Source organism: Streptomyces sp. NPDC048171 (assembly GCF_043202655.1).
Classification (GTDB): domain Bacteria; phylum Actinomycetota; class Actinomycetes; order Streptomycetales; family Streptomycetaceae; genus Streptomyces.
In genome coordinates this window covers 359850-376441 of record NZ_JBIDAU010000002.1, presented here as the reverse complement: position 1 = coordinate 376441, position 16592 = coordinate 359850, and the positions used below count along the sequence as shown (strand labels likewise).

14 protein-coding genes are annotated in these 16592 nt (G+C 70.6%); 7 read left to right on the top strand and 7 right to left on the bottom strand.

The window, feature by feature from the left end; all coding sequences use genetic code 11:
• Window positions 1-164 precede the first annotated feature (164 nt).
• From ACGF3J_RS06130 to ACGF3J_RS06115, 4 genes are all read left to right on the top strand, one after another.
• A complete protein-coding gene (locus tag ACGF3J_RS06130) occupies window positions 165-1880 on the top strand; it encodes a glycosyl hydrolase family 18 protein (RefSeq protein WP_161332144.1) in 1716 nt (571 codons plus the stop codon).
• Window positions 1881-2068: 188 nt separating this feature from the next.
• Entirely contained in the window at window positions 2069-2578 is a 510-nt protein-coding gene (locus tag ACGF3J_RS06125) for a SigE family RNA polymerase sigma factor (RefSeq protein ID WP_161332145.1), read from the top strand.
• Window positions 2579-2634: 56 nt separating this feature from the next.
• On the top strand, window positions 2635-3885 hold the full coding sequence (locus tag ACGF3J_RS06120) for a hypothetical protein (protein ID WP_393853538.1): 1251 nt from the start codon (window positions 2635-2637) through the stop codon (window positions 3883-3885).
• Between the two features lie 300 nt (window positions 3886-4185).
• Window positions 4186-5187, top strand: a complete 1002-nt coding sequence (locus ACGF3J_RS06115) for a hypothetical protein (protein ID WP_161332062.1) — start codon at window positions 4186-4188, stop codon at window positions 5185-5187.
• A 41-nt stretch (window positions 5188-5228) separates the two neighbouring features.
• Here ACGF3J_RS06115 and ACGF3J_RS06110 read toward each other — a convergent pair whose 3' ends face one another.
• The 7 genes from ACGF3J_RS06110 to ACGF3J_RS06080 form a co-directional block, all read right to left on the bottom strand.
• Window positions 5229-5960: a hypothetical protein gene (locus ACGF3J_RS06110; RefSeq protein WP_161332063.1), complete on the bottom strand. Its 732-nt coding sequence runs from the start codon at window positions 5958-5960 to the stop codon at window positions 5229-5231.
• A gap of 271 nt (window positions 5961-6231) precedes the next feature.
• Window positions 6232-7554 carry an Nramp family divalent metal transporter gene (locus ACGF3J_RS06105; RefSeq protein ID WP_161332064.1) on the bottom strand — a complete coding sequence of 441 codons (1323 nt, stop codon included), beginning with the start codon at window positions 7552-7554 and terminating at the stop codon, window positions 6232-6234.
• Between the two features lie 67 nt (window positions 7555-7621).
• The gene (locus ACGF3J_RS06100) at window positions 7622-8281 is read right to left on the bottom strand and encodes a hypothetical protein (RefSeq protein WP_346346307.1); all 660 of its coding nucleotides are present in this window, start codon (window positions 8279-8281) and stop codon (window positions 7622-7624) included.
• A gap of 76 nt (window positions 8282-8357) precedes the next feature.
• The gene (locus tag ACGF3J_RS06095) at window positions 8358-9836 is read right to left on the bottom strand and encodes a GntP family permease (protein ID WP_393853537.1); all 1479 of its coding nucleotides are present in this window, start codon (window positions 9834-9836) and stop codon (window positions 8358-8360) included.
• Between the two features lie 132 nt (window positions 9837-9968).
• Entirely contained in the window at window positions 9969-10379 is a 411-nt protein-coding gene (locus tag ACGF3J_RS06090) for a RidA family protein (protein ID WP_064729579.1), read from the bottom strand.
• Window positions 10376-11140, bottom strand: coding sequence for an IclR family transcriptional regulator (locus ACGF3J_RS06085; RefSeq protein ID WP_161330593.1), 765 nt, complete (start codon window positions 11138-11140; stop codon window positions 10376-10378). Before ACGF3J_RS06085 ends, ACGF3J_RS06090 begins: the two co-directional genes overlap by 4 nt.
• A complete protein-coding gene (locus tag ACGF3J_RS06080; RefSeq protein ID WP_393853536.1) occupies window positions 11137-12186 on the bottom strand; it encodes a sugar kinase in 1050 nt (349 codons plus the stop codon). Before ACGF3J_RS06080 ends, ACGF3J_RS06085 begins: the two co-directional genes overlap by 4 nt.
• A 173-nt stretch (window positions 12187-12359) precedes the next feature.
• Between ACGF3J_RS06080 and ACGF3J_RS06075 the strand changes: the two genes are divergently transcribed.
• The 3 genes from ACGF3J_RS06075 to ACGF3J_RS06065 all read left to right on the top strand — a co-directional run bounded on the left by ACGF3J_RS06075 (window position 12360) and on the right by ACGF3J_RS06065 (window position 16591).
• Entirely contained in the window at window positions 12360-13655 is a 1296-nt protein-coding gene (locus ACGF3J_RS06075) for an amino acid deaminase (RefSeq protein WP_393853535.1), read from the top strand.
• Window positions 13656-13685: 30 nt separating this feature from the next.
• Complete coding sequence (locus tag ACGF3J_RS06070) at window positions 13686-15296, top strand: amidohydrolase family protein (RefSeq protein ID WP_393853534.1); 1611 nt, start codon at window positions 13686-13688, stop codon at window positions 15294-15296.
• Window positions 15297-15379: 83 nt separating this feature from the next.
• Entirely contained in the window at window positions 15380-16591 is a 1212-nt protein-coding gene (locus ACGF3J_RS06065; protein ID WP_386932302.1) for a pyridoxal phosphate-dependent aminotransferase, read from the top strand.
• The last annotated feature ends 1 nt before the right edge of the window (window position 16592 follow it).

Sequence of the window (16592 nt, the reverse complement as noted above, 5' to 3'; positions counted from 1 at the left end):
TAGAACAACTTATGTTGCACAAGCCGCTTCAAAACGGGGCAGGTTGAGCATTTCCATGAGTCAACCACTGGACCACGGACCTGGTCCGGACCTACCTCTTGACACCGTAATTGGTCTGGACCAACTTGTACGTCAACGTCCCCACTCCCCCACCGGAGGCCCCAGTGGAGCCCGTACGCAGACAGCTCGGCAGACGGCTCGGCAGACGGACGAAGTTCTGGGCGGGAGCCGTCACCGCCGCGCTCGCCCTCTCGGTCACGGCCGTCGGCCAGGCGTCCGCCGCCGACGTCAACAACGCGAAGAACGCGGGCTTCGAGGCCGGCCTCTCCAACTGGACCTGCTCCGCGAACAGCGGTACGACCGTCTCCTCCCCCGCACGCACGGGCTCCGCCGCGCTGAAGGCCACACCGGCCGGGCAGGACAACGCACGCTGTTCGCAGAGCGTCGCGGTCAAGCCCAACTCGACGTACAAGATGAGCGCGTGGGTGCAGGGCGGTTACGCCTACCTGGGCGTGACCGGCACGGGTACGACGGACGTGTCCACCTGGACGCCGGACTCGGCCTCCTGGAAGCAGCTGACGACGACCTTCACCACCGGCTCCTCGACCACCTCGGTCTCGGTGTACACGCACGGCTGGTACGGGCAGTCGGCCTACCACGTCGACGACCTCTCCGTCTTCGGCCCCGACGGAGGCGGCGGCACGGACCCCGAGCCCACCGTCCCGTCGACCCCGGCCGGCCTGAGCGTCTCCGGTACGACGTCCTCGACGGCGTCGCTGGCCTGGAACGCGGTGTCGGGCGCCACCGGGTACAACGTCTACCGCGGCGGTACGAAGGTGACGGCGGTGACCGGCACGTCGGCCACGGTGACCGGCCTCGCGGCCTCGACGTCGTACTCCTTCCAGGTCACGGCGGTCAACGCGGCCGGTGAGTCCGCGAAGTCGGCGGCGGTGACGGCCCGGACCACGGAGCAGGGCGGCGGGGGCGGCGGCGACCTGCCCAAGCACGCGGTGACCGGCTACTGGCAGAACTTCAACAACGGGGCGGCGGTCCAGAAGATCTCCGACGTGCCGGCCGCGTACGACATCATCGCGGTGTCCTTCGCCGACGCGACCACGACGCCGGGCGCGGTCACCTTCAACCTGGACTCGGCCGGCCTCGGCGGCTACACGGTCGACCAGTTCAAGGCGGACGTCCGCGCGAAGCAGGCCGCGGGGAAGAAGGTCATCATCTCGGTCGGCGGCGAGAAGGGCACCGTCTCGGTGAACGACTCGGCCTCCGCGACCAACTTCGCGAACTCGGTCTACGCCGTGATGCAGGAGTACGGCTTCGACGGCGTCGACATCGACCTGGAGAACGGCCTCAACCCGACCTACATGACGCAGGCCCTGCGCGCGCTGTCGGCGAAGGCGGGCCCGGACATGATCCTCACGATGGCCCCGCAGACGATCGACATGCAGTCCACCTCGGGCGGCTACTTCCGCACGGCGCTGAACGTGAAGGACATCCTCACGGTCGTCAACATGCAGTACTACAACAGCGGCACGATGCTGGGCTGCGACGGCAAGGTCTACGCCCAGGGCACGGTGGACTTCCTCACCGCGCTCGCCTGCATCCAGCTGGAGAACGGCCTCGACCCGTCCCAGGTGGGCCTCGGCCTCCCGGCCTCCAGCCGTGCGGCGGGCGGCGGCTACGTGGCCCCGTCGGTGGTCAACGCCGCCCTGGACTGCCTCACCAAGGGGACCAGCTGCGGCTCGTTCAAGCCGTCGAAGACGTACCCCGCCCTGCGCGGCGCGATGACCTGGTCCACGAACTGGGACGCGACGTCGGGCAACGCGTGGTCGAACGCGGTGGGGCCGCACGTGGACAACCTCCCGTAGGGGCGACTGATCCTGATCCGGCTCCGGCCCCTGCCCGCGGTGACGCGGGCGGGGGCCTTCGCATGCGGTCGGCCCGCCGGGGAGGGCGACCGCCTGCTGTGGGATTCGTATGAAACATTTCCCGGTGCTCACCGCATCGATGAGGTGAAGACAGTTCACGACAGCAGTGGGCCCGGGGGAACGTGTTCATGAGGCAGCGGCGAGCGGACGAGTACGCCGAGTTCGCGAGGGCGCGGGCCGGGCATCTGTACCGGTCCGCCTGTCTGCTCACCGCCGGGGACACGCATCTGGCCGAGGACCTGGTGCAGGAGGCCCTCGGCCGGCTGTACCTGCGGTGGGGGCGGGTGGCGCGGGTGGACAACCCCGCCGCGTACGCGCAGACCGTGCTCACGCGGACCTTTCTCGCCCATCAGCGGCGGCGCAGCAGCGGGGAGCGGGCGACGGACGTCTTCCCCGATCTGCCGGGCGCCGGTGACGGGGACACGTCGCTGCGGCTGACGCTGCTGGACGCGCTCGCGCGGCTGCCCGCCAAGGACCGGGCCGTCGTCGTCCTGCGGTACTGGGAGGACCGGTCGGTCGAGCAGACCGCCGACGTACTCGGCGTCAGTTCGGCGGCGGTGCGGACCCGGTGCTCGCGGGCGCTCGGGCGGCTGCGGGAGCTGCTGGGCGAGGACCTGTCGGAGTACGCCAGACCTTGAGAACCGCGGCGGCTGCCGTTCGGTTCGTCTCACCTCGTGGAAAGGGTGGTTTCGCCATGCCCCAGGAACATGGCCGGGATGCGTTCGAGGACCGGCTCTGCGCCGCCCTGCGCGACACCGGTGACGGCTTCGAGACCGATCGGGCGGCCCTCGTCACCGCCGGACGGGCCCGGGGGCGGCGGGTGCTCTTGCGGCGCAGGACGGCCGTGGCGGGCGGGGTGGCCGGGGTCGCCCTGGCCGGGGTGGGCGGGGCTCTGGTCCTGCCGCAGGACGAACCGGCCGGGCCCACACGGTCCAGCGTCGCCGCGAGCGGCACTGCGACCGCCGCCACCACCGCCTACTCGGGCGACGACCTGCTGCGGGAACTCAAGGCTCAGCTCCCCAAGGGCGTGACCAGCCGGGAGGAAGCCAGGGGGACGCACGAATGGCCCGGCCCGACCGCGGCGCTCGTGTTCGACGACGGCGCCGGGGCCGCCGCAATCTCCCTGGGCGTCGAGCGGCTCCGGCCGGGGAGCGACCGGGTCCGCGACGTGGGGAAGTGCCCCGACGAGAACCTGACGAAGTACGACGACTGCGTCACCGACCGGCTGGCCGACGGCTCGCTGCTCCGGCTGTACCGGGGCTACGAGTATCCGGACCGCCGCGCGGAGACCAAGCTCTGGACCGCCGACCTGGTCACCGCCGAGGGGCACCACGTCACCCTGTCCGAGTGGAACTCCCCCGCCCAGAAGGGCGCCCCGGTCAGCCGCGCCGAACCCCCGCTGACGACCGCGAAGTTGCGGGGGATCGTCACCGCCGGCGTGTGGCGTCAGGTCGCCGACGCCATCCCGGAGACCCGCAAGCCGTCGGCCACGCCGAGCGCCGAGCCGCCCCAAGCCGCCTCCGGGAAGGCCGTCGCCGACACCCTCGCCCGGCTGCTCCCCGAGAAGCTGAACGTCGTCGCGCGGGGCGGGCAGGAGTCCGAGTACGCGTACGCCGTCGTGGACGACGGACGGGGCGAGAGCCTCGTCCAGATCAACGTGCAGCACGGCATGGACGGCGCCGCCGGCGAGCTGTACGGCGACGGCGAGACCCTGCCCGACGGCACCCGCGTCGCCACCCGGCAGAGCCCCGGCGAGAAGGGCGGCTCCGGCGTCGTGATGTGGACCGCCGACACCCTGCGCGCCGGACCGGAGGGTTTCCGCGTGGTCGTCAGCGCCTTCAACACCGGCGACCAGAACGAGGACGCCACCCGGGACGCCCCCGCATTGACCATGGAGCAGCTGCGGAAGATCGCGCTCAGCGAGGAATGGGACGCGTTGCCATAGCGCGGTGACCGCGAGGTTCCCAAGGGCCGAAAGAGCAATCCCCGGGGCATGGCCGTCTGCCCGGAAGAACAGCCTTGGTGGCGCTTTTCTCTCCGGGCGCCGACGGTCCTGGGCTGGGACATTGTCAGGGTGGCTGGAGTGTGGTGGCCGACCGCCCCACGACCGGCGGTCGAGACGACAGGCCGGGGACGTGACCCGGTAGTGTGCACGCACAAAGTGCCTTCCTCGTAAGGCGGCGGAGGCCTTGGACAAGTCAGCAGCGCTGCACGACAGTTCCATGGTGCACTGAAGGGAATATGCGTGACTACCAGGCACTTCCACAGCGACCCAGGACGAACACAGGCTGAGCATCCTCGCAGCCGGGCCACCCTTCCCGTGCGGGCCAGTGCACGGTCAACGGGACTGGCAGCGCTGCAGGCCGACGCGGGCAATGCGGCAGTCGCCCAGATGCTCGGCCAGTCCGGTCACCCGCTCTCTGCGGGAACCACGATTCAGCGCGTCTCCAAGAAGAAGGCTCCCAAGAACTCGAAGTCCGCCGGCGAGCCCGCACCGAAGAGCGACTACGAGCAGGCCCTGGACTACCTCGTTCAGCAATTCCCTCCCCTCGGGAAGTTGAGCGCCAACGCGGTGGAAGACATCCTGGCTGACGCAGGGGTCCACGCGGGCGGGGAGTTGGTCTATTCCCTTGAGGAGATCCGCGGCGGCGCTTGCAACGAGGACATCAGCGAGGAAATCCAGAAGAGCCAGTACGGGCCGCAGTTCGATGTGACCGGCGGCGGCAGCAGCGACTGGGCCGCCGGTTCGGTCAGTACCGCTCACAAAGAACTGAGGCAACACAAGGACAACCAGTGGGGAAGCGACACCTCGCTCCATCACAAGCTCTCCCGAAGCTGGCTTGCCGAACTGGCCAAGAAGGCGGAGGGCGACCCCGCCGCAAGGCCGTTCATCGATTTCGTGGATGAGATTCGTGGAGATCTCAACGGGTCCACCGCGTCGCTCACGAAGGTGCTGCAGAACATACCCGCGAACTTGGAGTTCGGCCCTCTGGGAGAGCATCGGACAGATGATCCGGGAGCGGGTTTCGACTTCAACAGGACTGCGAGTGGTTCCCTGACGCCTCGATCGGCCCATCTCGAGAAGGCCGGGGAGATCGGCAGCGCGGCGGCCATCGACTGGAAAAAGCTCGCGGACGCCCTCCGCGAGGCACAGAATCTCCACCGGTCGACAAACAACGGCGCATTGTTGTCCCCGCCCGACAAGGCCGGCTGGCAGGGGGCGGGCCACAAGTGGAACAAGCGTTGAATGTGACCGGGTAGTGTGCCCGCCCCCGGGGCGCCTGGCTACTACTCCTGGTCCGCGGCGAAGACGTCGCCCATGGACGCGAACGCGCTGCCTTGGAGGTGCATCCCCATCTTCTTGTTCATCGGGGAGAAGGCGCTGGTCTCACCGTTCTGCATATACGACTTGAGATAGGCGGACTCGCCCTTCTTCTTTGCGTTCACCAGGTCGATCAGGGGCTGGTAGTCGGCCTGTGTGACGGCGTTCATGACGGCGAAACGGGTGGCCTTGCCGGCCGCTTGGTGGAGGCGCTGCATGGCGTCGTTCGCCTTCTTCTTGCCGTCCGCGTCGAGCGGGAACCGGGCGGGTACCGTCAGATTGATGACGGGGCCGGAGTCGCCGGACTGGGAGATCTCCTTGCTGGATCCGACGTTGAAGTTGACCGAGATCACCGTGTAGCCCTCTCCGGCCTTCGAGAGGAAGCCGGGGGAGCGCTGGCTCTCGTCGGTGATTCCGCCGGTGCCGCCGGAGGTGGGGTTGCCCCACGCTTCCGCCGGGTTGCCCGTTCCCACACCGATGAACAGCAGGACCTTCTTCTCACTGGCCTGCGCCTTGTCCATGATGGCCTGGACCTTCTGGGCTGCTTCGGCAAGCAGAGCGACGTCGCTGTCGTCGAGCGCCCCGCCGAAGCCTGTCGACTCGCCCGTGGGCGCGGCCTGCATGTTCCACTCCGCCGCCCTCTGCACCGGCGGGGCGGCCTCCTCGGGCCGCTGCCCGTCCGTCCTGGCAGCTGTCACCGCGCGAGCCACAGCCTCGTTCCCCGCATCGCGCTGCAGCCTCTGCAGGACGGTCGCGGGCCCGCCGGTCCTGGCCGACGGGCGGGCGGCCGTCGAGTGGGCGCGGGCCCGGTCAGCCGCGTGCGAGGGGTGTGCGTCACGGTGGTGCACGGCAAGTCCTTCCACAAGGAGGGTGGTTGAGGCCATCCTCCCCCCGTTCCCGGCGTCTTGGAAGGAGTTACGGGGTGTGCCGGACGGTGCTCGTGGGCATTGACCACAGCCCGTTGCGCCCCTAGAAGAACTCCGACCACGGCTGGTCCCACACCTGCTTCACGCACAGGACCAGGAACAGCAGCCCCGCGACGGTCAGCATGCCGTTGCTCAGCCAGCCGTTGCGCCACTCGCGTGGAGTGCGGGCGGAGTTGAGGAGCCACATGAGGGTCAGGGCGAGGAAGGGCATGAAGGCGGCGCCCAGGACGCCGTAGATGATGATCAGGCGGAAGGGCTCGTCCTGGAAGAGCAGGACGATGGGCGGGAAGGTGAGCCAGAGCAGGTACGCGCGGAACGCCCAGGAGCGCTCGCGGCGGCCCGAGGCCAGTTCGTCGCCGCGTGCCTCGCGCTCGCCCCGCAGGCGCGCCAGGAAGTCGGCGAACATCAGGCTCACGCCGTGCCAGACACCGATCAGCGAGGTGAAGGAGGTGGCGAAGAAGCCGATCAGGAAGAGCTTGCCCGTGGCCGTGCCGTACTCCTGCTCCAGGACGTCGCCGAGCTGGATCAGGCCCTTGTCGCCGCTCGCGATCGCGATGTTCGCCGAGTGCAGCAGTTCCGCGCCGACGAAGAGCATGGCGATGACGAAGACGCCCGTCGTGGTGTACGCGACCCGGTTGTCCAGGCGCATGACCTTCATCCAGCCGGTGTTGGTCCAGCCCTTGGCGTTGACCCAGTAGCCGTACGCGGCCAGCGTGATGGTGCCGCCCACGCCGCCGATCAGACCGAGGGTGTTGAGGATCGAGTCCTTCTCGTCCGGGATGACCGGGAGGAGGCCGGCGAAGGCGTCGCCGAGGTTGGGCGTGACGCGGATGGCCAGGTAGACGGTCACGACGAACATGACGCCCACCAGGACCGTCATGACCTTCTCGAAGACGTTGTACTTGTTGAACCAGACGAACACCAGGCCCACCAAACCGCAGGCGATGCCCCACCATTCGAGGTCCATCACGTCCGGGAAGAGGGCCTGGAGCGGCAGCGCGCTGGACGACATCGCGGCCGCACCGTAGACGAAGCCCCAGATCACTGCGTATATCGCGAAGAACCACGTGGTCCAGCGGCCGAGGCTGGCCCAGCCCTCGAAGAGCGTGGTCCCGGTGGACAGGTGCCACCGGCCGCACGCCTCGGCCAGGGAGATCTTGACCAGGCAGCCGATGACCGCGGCCCACAGCAGCGTGTAGCCGAAGTTGCTGCCCGCGATCAGGGTGGCCACGAGGTCGCCGGCGCCGACCCCGGTCGCCGCGACGACGATGCCGGGGCCGATGTAGCGCCAACTGGACTTACGCGGGGCCGAGTCGGTCCCGCCCGCCGCGCCTGATTCTCGGATGTTGCCCGTGAGGTCCGCCATGAGGGTCAAGAAAGCCCATGGCCGCCGGTCGGACAAGAGGGCGTGCGCGGATCTTCACCCGATGCGCTTACTCCTCGGCGTCCGCCGGGGACTTTCCTTCGGGCTTGGCGTCGGACTTGGAGAGCGAGGTCGCGCCGGGCTTCTCGTCGGACTCCGCGTCCGGCTCGGCGTCCGTCTCCGCATCCGGCTCGGTGGCCGCTGCCGCCTCGCCGTCCTCGAAGTACGCGTCCAGGACCTCGTCCAGGGCGGACTCCCACTCCGCGAAGCGGCCGCGGGAGTCCGCCTCGATCTCGATCGGGTACCAGCGCCGGTCCGGCGTGTGCACCGTGACGGTGAACCGCTTCCCGAAGCGTCCCGTCTCGGTCTCCACGGCGCCGACCTCGTCCCAGCGGAACTCGCAGGCCTGGTCGTCGAGGGAGAGGCGGACGCCCTTGTGGTCGGCGACGATCCGGGCGCGGCGGTCGGCGGCCTCGAAGACGGGGCCGTCCACCGGGGCGGCCTCCTCCTCCGGTTCCGCCAGATCCTCGGCGGACTCCCGGGCGGACGGTACGGCGTCCTCGACGCCGTCCGTCTCCGGGTCCGCCTCCGCCTCGGCGTCCGCGTCCGGCTTCTCGCCTCTCACGTCCTCGGGCCCACCGGACACGGGCGCGGTGAGCCCGGGGATGAATGCCGGGTCGAATCCGGCGCCTTCCAGGGGCTGGCTGCTCGATCCTCTGCGCTGCTCCACAGCGGGCAGTATGGTCGACAAACCTGTGCCGGACACAGTCGGCCCCGACTTCGTTATCAGACGCCTACACACGCGCCTACACGAACAGGCTGAGAACCGCCGCGACCGCGAAGCCCGCCAGCGACAGCACGCTCTCCAGGACGGTCCACGTCTTCAGGGTGTCCCGTTCGGTGATGCCGAAGTACTTGGCGACCATCCAGAAGCCGCCGTCGTTGACGTGCGAGGCGAAGATCGAGCCCGCCGAGATGGCCATGATGACCAGCGCGACGAACGCCTGCGAGTGGTCGCCCTCCGCCAGCAGCGGAGCCACGATGCCCGCCGTCGTGACGATGGCCACGGTCGCCGAGCCCTGCGCGACCCGCAGCACCAGGGAGATCAGGTACGACAGGACGAGCACCGGGAGGCCGACGTCGTTGAAGGTGTCGGAGAGCGCCTGGGCGACGCCGCTGCCCTTGAGGACGGCACCGAACACCCCGCCCGCGCCGACGACCAGCAGGATGTTGCCGACCGGCTTCAGCGAGGCCGTCGAGACGGTCTCCAGGGACTTGCGGGACCAGCCGCGCCGGATGCCGAGCAGGTAGTAGGCGAGGAGGAGCGCGATGGTCAGCGCCACGAACGGGTTGCCGAAGAACTCGATGACCGAGCGGAGCGTGGACGGGTCCAGGGCGATGGAGGAGAAGGTCGCGGCGAGGATCAGCACCAGCGGAGTGCCGATGATGCCGAGGACCGTGCCGAGCGCGACCGGGCTCTCGTGCGGCTCGACGCCGGACGCCCGCTGCTCCTCGAGGACCGCCTGCTTGGCCTCGTCGGCGGCCTCGACCATGTCCTGCGGGACGGGCACGAAGATGCGGCGGCCGATCCAGGCGGAAAACACCCAGGCGGCGAGGACGGCGGGGATGCCGCAGACGATGCCCATGAGGATCACCCAGCCGAGGTCCACCTTCAGCAGCCCGGCGGCGGCGACCGGACCGGGGTGGGGCGGCAGGAAGGCGTGGGTCATCGACAGGCCGGCCAGCAGCGGCAGGCAGTAGATCAGCACCGACTTGCCGGAGCGCTTGGCGGCGGCGTAGACGATCGGCGCGAGGACGAAGATGCCGACGTCGAAGAAGACCGGGATGCCGAAGATGAGGCCGGTGAGGCCCATCGCGAGGGGGGCGCGCTTCTCGCCGAAGAGGCCCAGCAGGCGGGAGGCCAGCACCTGTGCGCCGCCGCTGACTTCGAGGATCGCGCCGAGCATGGTGCCCAGGCCGATGATGATGGCGACGTGTCCGAGGATGCCGCCCATGCCGGACTCGATGGTGGAGACGGCGTCGGACTTCTGGACGGTGCCGAAGAGTTCGGTGACCGAGAGGCCGGCCAGCAGGCCGACGGCTATGGAGACGGCGAGCAGCGCGACGAAGGGCTGCAGCCGCACCTTGATGATCAGGAAGAGCAGCAGCACGATGCCGATCGCGGCGACGGTCAGCAGGCCCGCCGTGCCGTCGATCAGGGTGAGCAGACCGCCGGTGTGCGGTGGGGTCTCGGCGGCGGCGAGCTGGAGGGGCGCGTGGGACATTCGGGGGTCCTCTGGCTAAACACATGGTGCTTTCGGGCAGGGCGGGGCGCGGCACGGCGGCTCCCTGGGGACGGGGAGCGCCGTGCCGTGCGACAGGCGGTTCGGAGCGCGGGCGGCCGGGGCCGGAGGGGGTCAGCCCAGGACGGCGAGCGCGTCGATCTCGATGAGGAGGCCGGCGGGCAGGCCGACGTAGACCGTGGTGCGCGCGGCGGGCGGCTGGGTGAGGCCCTGCTCGGCGAAGTACGCGTTGTAGATCTCGTTCATCTCCGCGAAGTGGTCCACGTCCGTGAGGTAGACGCGGATCATCATCACGTCGTCCCAGGAGGAGCCGCCCTCCTCCAGGATCGCCTTGACGTTGGCGAGGGTCTGGAGGGTCTGCTCGCGCAGGGTCGGGCCGGCCGGGGTGGGGGCCTTGCCCTCCTCGTGGGGGAGGAAGCCGACCTGGCCGGCGACCTGGAGGATGTTGCCCTTGCGGACGCCGTGGGAGAACTTCGCCGGCGGGGTGGTGTGGGTGGCCGGGGTGAGGGCGATCTTGTCGGTCATGTGGTGACTTCCTTGACTGGGGTCCTGCCGGAGTACTCGCCGCTGATGGCGTCCGCCGTACGGCGCACCAGCGGGAGCAGGGTGAGGAGTTCGTCGGCGGTGACGACGACGTTCGGCGCGGAGACCGACATCGCGGCGACCACCCTGCCGTCGGCGCCCCTGATGGGGGCGGCGACGCAGTTGATGGACTCCTCGTGGCCACCGAGGTCGGTGGCCCAGCCCTGTTCGCGCACCTTGGCCAGCTCCTTGAGGAAGCCGTCGGCGTTCGGTGTCGAACGGGCCGTGTACATGGGGTAGTCGAGCTGGTCGACCACGGCTCGGCGTTCGTTCTCGGGGAGGTCGGCGAGCAGCAGTTTGGCCACGGCGGCGACGGTGATGGCGACGGGCTTGCCGATCCGGGAGTACATGCGGACCGGGTAGCGGCTCTCCACCTTGTCGATGTAGAGGACCTCGCCCTCCTCGTGGACGGCGAGGTGGACGGTGTGTCCGACCTGCTCGTTGAGGCGTACGAGGTGGGGGTGGGCGATCTCGCGGACGTCCAGGTTCTCCATCGCCTCCTGGGCGAGGGAGATGAGCCGGGCGCCGAGGCGGTAGCGCTGGTCGGACTGGCGGTAGACGAAGCCGTGGTCGTGCAGGGTGCGCAGGAGGCGCAGCGCGGTGGACTTGTGCACGCCGAGGCGGTCGGCGACCCGGCCGAGGTCCGCGGGGCCCTCGGCGAGCAGCGGCAGGATGCTGAGCGCGCGGTCGACGGTCTGACTCATGGTGTGGGTGCCTCCTCGTCGGCCCTGTCGCCGGCCTGGGTCCAGCCGGGGCCGAGTCGCAGTCTCCCCCACGCCGCGTCGTCGAGGGCCGCGAGGCGGTCGGCGTGGTCGCGGGCGGGGGGCGTGGCGAGGTCGCCGGGGACGGTGAGGGCGGCGGCGGCCATGAGGTGGCCGTGGCGAAGCCGCTCGCGCACGGGCAGTCCGCGCAGGGTGGCGGAGAGGAACCCGGCGGCGAAGGCGTCGCCCGCGCCGACCGCGGCGACGACGTCGACGGTGAGGGCGGGGACGGTGGTGACGTCGTCGCCGTGGAAGGCGGTGGCGCCGGTCGCGCCCTGTTTGACGACGAGGAGGCCGGGTTCGGGCAGCGCGGCGCGCACGGCCTCGGGGCCGCCCAGGTCCCAGGCCTCGTCCTCGCCGACGAAGACGATGTCGGCGCCGCGGGCCAGTTCGAGCAGTACTTCGGGGGCCTTGGCGGACTCCCGCCACAGGCCCGGACGATGGTTGACGTCGAACGAGACGAGGGGGCCCCGGGCCCGGCCGGGGTGCCGGGCGGTGAGTTCGCGCATCAGGCCGAGGCAGTCGGCGGAGAGCGCGGGCGTGATCCCGGACACGTGCAGGACGCGGCCGGAGCGGAGGGCGTCGAGGTCCATGGTGTCGACGGACATCGCGGAGGCCGCGGAGCCCGCCCGGTAGTACGCGACCTCGTGGGCGTCGGTGGCACGGTCGCCGGCGGTGCGGAAGTAGATCCCGGTCGGGCGGTCGGGGTCCCGGCGGACGAGGGAGACGTCGACACCGTAGGCGCCGATGGCCTCGACGAGGTGGTCGCCGAAGCCGTCGGCGCCGACCCGGCCGGCCCAGCGCGTGGTGTGCCCGGCGGCGGCGAGCACGCAGGCCACGTTGGACTCGGCGCCGCCGATGGCCCGGTCGAAGGAGGGGACGTCGGCGAGGCGTCCCGGCCGCGAGGGCAGGAAGGTGACCATGGACTCGCCGAGCGCGACGACGTCCACGACGTCGGGGGCGGTGCTGGTGGGTCCGGTGGCGGTCACGATGGTGAGGGCTCCCTTGCGGCTCTGTGGGTCTTCGGGGTCTGCGGCTCCCGCGGGTCCGGCGGGTCCCGGGGGATCCGTTGACCCCGCGTTGGCCGAGATGTTAGACACCAGTAAGCGACATACGCAATGACCGTTGCACTGAATGCAACACCGCACCTCATGGAGGCTCCATGGCCCTCGACACCGGCACCGATGCCCTCGCCCGTCTGGCCGAGGAGCACGTCGACCACCGCTTCAAGGGCCTCCCGCCGGACGCCGACGGCCTGACCGTCGCGGAGCTGGCCGGACAGCGCCGGAACCTCTTCACCGACGGCTTCGCCACCCCCGTGCTGACCCTCTCCGCCGAGCGCCTGGAGCACAACCTCGCGCTGATGGAGACGTACGCGGCCCGGCACGGCCTCGCCTTCGCGCCGCACGGCAAGACCTCCATGGCGCCGCAGCTCTTCCACCGCCAGATCGAGCACGGCGCCTGGGGCATCACCCTGGCCGTGCCGCACCAGGTGCGGGTGGCGCGCGCCTTCGGTGTCGGGCGGATCTTCCTCGCCAACGAGCTGGTCGACGCCGCCGCCCTGCGCTGGATCGCCGCCGAGCTGGACGCCGACCCGGACTTCCGCTTCGTCTGCTACGTCGACTCCGTGCGCGGCGTCGAGCTGATGGACGCGGCGCTCACCGGCGCGGGGGCCGCCCGGCCGGTGGACGTCGTGGTCGAACTGGCCGCCGGTGAGGGGGCCCGGACCGGGGCGCGCACCGAGGCGGACTGCGCGGCCGTCGCGGACGCGGTGGCCGGCACCCGGACCCTGCGGCTGGCCGGGGTCGCCGGCTACGAGGGCGAGGTGCCCGACGCCGACCCGGAGCGCGTGCACGCCTGGCTGCGGCGGCTGGTCGCGCTGGCAGCGGACTTCGACAAGGCCGGACGGTTCGGCGCGGGCGGCCTGGACGAGATCGTGCTGAGCGCGGGCGGCAGCGCCTGGTTCGACGCGGTGGCCGACGTGTTCGCCGAGGTCCCCGGCCTGTCCCTGCCCGTACTGAAGCTGCTGCGCTCGGGCGCCTACGTCTCCCACGACGACGGGCACTACCGGGAGGTGACCCCCTTCAACCGCGTCCCCGCCGAGGGCGCCCTGGAGCCCGCGTTCCGGCTGTGGACCCAGGTGGTCTCCCGGCCCTCCCCCGAACAGGCCTTCGCCAACGCGGGCAAGCGGGACGCGGCGTACGACCTCGACCTGCCGTTCGCCCAGGTGGTGCGTCCGGCGGACGGCGGGCCCGAGCGCCCGGCCACCGGCATCACGGTCACCGGCCTGTCCGACCAGCACGCCTGGCTGCGCACCGCCCCGGAGGCGGAGCTGGCGGTCGGGGACTGGCTGGGCCTGGGTCTGTCCCACCCCTGCACGTCCTTCGACAAGTGGCAGCTCATCCCGGTCGCCGAGGCGGACGGGACGGTCGTCGAGTACATCCGCACGTTCTTCTAGAAGCACGTTCTTTCAGGAAGGGACCGGGACATGGAAGAGCTGGTCATCCGGGACGCGGAGGTCGTGGACGGCTCCGGCGCCGCCTCCTACCGCGCCGACGTCGTGGTCGACGGCGGCCGCATCGTCTCGATCGTCAAGGAGGCGGCGGCCGCGGGCTGCCAGCGCCCCGAGGCGCGCCGCGAGCTGGATGCCGAGGGCCTGGTCCTCTCCCCCGGCTTCATCGACATGCACGCCCACAGCGACCTGGCGCTGCTGCGGGACCCCGACCACAGCGCCAAGGCCGCGCAGGGCGTCACCCTGGAGGTCATCGGCCAGGACGGGCTCTCCTACGCGCCGGTCGACGACCGCACCCTCGGCGAGGTGCGCCGCGCGATCGCCGGGTGGAACGGCCCCGGCGACGACATCGACTTCGACTGGCGGTCGGTGGGCGAGTACCTGGACCGCCTCGACCGGGGCATCGCGGTGAACGCGGCGTACCTGATCCCGCAGGGCACGGTCCGCGCCCTCGCGGTCGGCTGGGACGACCGGGACGCGACCGACGCCGAGCTGGAGCGCATGCGGCGGCTGGTCGCCGAGGGCATGGAGCAGGGCGCGGTCGGCATGTCGTCCGGGCTGACGTACACGCCGGGCATGTACGCGAAGGACGCGGAGCTGACCGAGCTGTGCCGGGTGGTCGCCGAGTACGGCGGCTACTACTGCCCGCACCACCGCTCGTACGGTGCCGGGGCGCTCCAGGCGTACGAGGAGATGGTGGAGCTGACCCGGGAGGCGGACTGCCCGCTGCACCTGGCGCACGCCACCATGAACTTCGGCGTCAACAAGGGCAGGGCCCCCGAGCTGCTGACGCTGCTCGACGAGGCGCTGGCCGCCGGGGCCGACATCACGCTCGACACGTATCCCTACACCCCCGGCTGCACCACCCTCGTGGCGATGCTGCCGAGCTGGGCGAGCGAGGGCGGCCCGGAGCAGATCATGAAGCGGCTGTCGGACGACGACACCGCCGAACGCATCCGGCACCACATGGAGGAGATCGGCGCCGACGGCTGTCACGGCGTGCCCATCGAGTGGGACAGGATCGAGATCTCCGGCACCAGCGACCCGGCGCTCGGGGAGTACGTCGGCCGCACGGTCATGGAGTCGGCCACCGTGCGCGGCGAGGCCCCGTGGACGGTCGCCAGGAACCTGCTGCTGGCCGACCGGCTGGCCCCGACCATCCTCCAGCACGTCGGTCACGAGGAGAACGTGCGCGCGATCATGCGGCACCGCGTCCACACCGGCGGCTCGGACGGCATCCTCCAGGGCACCAAACCCCACCCGCGCGCCTACGGCACCTTCCCGCACTACCTGGGCCACTACGTGCGCGAGCTGGGCGTGCTCTCCCTCGAGGAGTGCGTCGCCCACCTCACCTCGCGCCCGGCCGCCCGGCTGCGGCTGCCGGACCGGGGACTGGTCCGCGAGGGGTACCGCGCGGACCTGGTGCTGTTCGACCCGGCGACGGTCGCGGCGGGCAGCACCTACGAGAACCCGCGCGTGCTGCCGACCGGCATCCCGTACGTGCTGGTCGACGGACGGTTCGTGATGGCGGACGGACGGCGTACGGACGTGCTGGCGGGGCGCTCGGTGCGGCGGAGTTCCCGGTGAGTGACCAAACCCGCCCATACCGAACGTCTCAAGTGGCGGATAACACGACCCATGGAACGTAACCGGGTCGTAAGCTCACGGACATGCAGGTGATCCAGTCGACCAAGCTCGCCAACGTCTGTTACGAGATCCGGGGCCCGGTGCTCGAGGAGGCGATGCGGCTGGAAGCGGCCGGGCACCGCATCCTGAAGCTGAACACGGGCAACCCGGCGGCCTTCGGTTTCGAGTGCCCGCCCGAGATCCTGGAGGACATCCTCCGCAACGTCTCGACGGCGCACGGCTACGGCGACGCGAAGGGTCTGCTGGCCGCCCGCCGCGCGGTCGTCATGCACAACCAGACCCTCGGCATCGAGACGGACGTCGAGCACGTCTTCATCGGCAACGGCGTCTCCGAGCTGATCGTGATGGCGATGCAGGGGCTGCTCGACGACGGCGACGAGGTCCTCGTCCCGGCGCCCGACTACCCCCTGTGGACGGCCGCCGTCTCGCTCTCCGGCGGCACGGCGGTCCACTACCGCTGCGACGAGCAGTCCGACTGGATGCCGGACCTCGCCGACGTGGAACGGAAGATCACCGACCGCACCAAGGCGCTCGTGATCATCAACCCGAACAACCCCACGGGCGCGGTCTACGACGAGGCGGTGCTGCGCGGCCTGACCGACATCGCGCGCCGCCACAACCTGCTGGTCTGCTCCGACGAGATCTACGACAAGATCCTGTACGACGAGGCCACGCACACCCCGACCGCGGCGATCGCCCCCGACCTGCTGACCCTCACCTTCAACGGCATGTCGAAGGCGTACCGGGTGGCCGGCTACCGGGTCGGCTGGATGTCGATCTCCGGTCCGCGCGCGCACGCCGAGTCCTACATCGAGGGCCTGACGGTGCTGGCGAACATGCGGCTGTGCGCCAACATGCCGGGGCAGCACGGCGTGGTCGCGGCGCTCAGCGGGCGGCAGACCATCAACGAACTGGTGCTGCCGGGCGGGCGGCTGCGCGAGCAGCGGGACGCCGCGCACGCGGCGCTGACCAGCATTCCCGGCGTGACCTGCGTGAAGCCGAAGGGAGCGCTGTATCTCTTCCCACGGCTCGACCCCAAGGTCTTCAAGATCAAGGACGACCGGCGGATGGTCCTGGACCTGCTGCGGCAGGAAAAGATCATGGTCGTCCAGGGCACCGGCTTCAACTGGCCCGAGCCGGACCACTTCCGGGTGGTGACGCTGCCCACGGCCGGCGACCTGCGCGAGGCGGTCGACCGGATCGGGAACTTCTTGGAGGGCTACAGCCAGCCCTGAG

Excerpts from the sequence above, each read along its gene's own strand:
- ACGF3J_RS06075 (WP_393853535.1), top strand. The coding sequence starts at position 12,360 with ATGGCCCTCGACACCGGCACCGATGCCCTCGCCCGTCTGGCCGAGGAG.
- ACGF3J_RS06070 (WP_393853534.1), top strand. The coding sequence starts at position 13,686 with ATGGAAGAGCTGGTCATCCGGGACGCGGAGGTCGTGGACGGCTCCGGC.
- ACGF3J_RS06125 (WP_161332145.1), top strand. The coding sequence starts at position 2,069 with ATGAGGCAGCGGCGAGCGGACGAGTACGCCGAGTTCGCGAGGGCGCGG.
- ACGF3J_RS06095 (WP_393853537.1), bottom strand. The coding sequence starts at position 9,836 with ATGTCCCACGCGCCCCTCCAGCTCGCCGCCGCCGAGACCCCACCGCAC.
- ACGF3J_RS06085 (WP_161330593.1), bottom strand. The coding sequence starts at position 11,140 with ATGAGTCAGACCGTCGACCGCGCGCTCAGCATCCTGCCGCTGCTCGCC.
- ACGF3J_RS06090 (WP_064729579.1), bottom strand. The coding sequence starts at position 10,379 with ATGACCGACAAGATCGCCCTCACCCCGGCCACCCACACCACCCCGCCG.
- ACGF3J_RS06065 (WP_386932302.1), top strand. The coding sequence starts at position 15,380 with ATGCAGGTGATCCAGTCGACCAAGCTCGCCAACGTCTGTTACGAGATC.
- ACGF3J_RS06105 (WP_161332064.1), bottom strand. The coding sequence starts at position 7,554 with ATGGCGGACCTCACGGGCAACATCCGAGAATCAGGCGCGGCGGGCGGG.
- ACGF3J_RS06120 (WP_393853538.1), top strand. The coding sequence starts at position 2,635 with ATGCCCCAGGAACATGGCCGGGATGCGTTCGAGGACCGGCTCTGCGCC.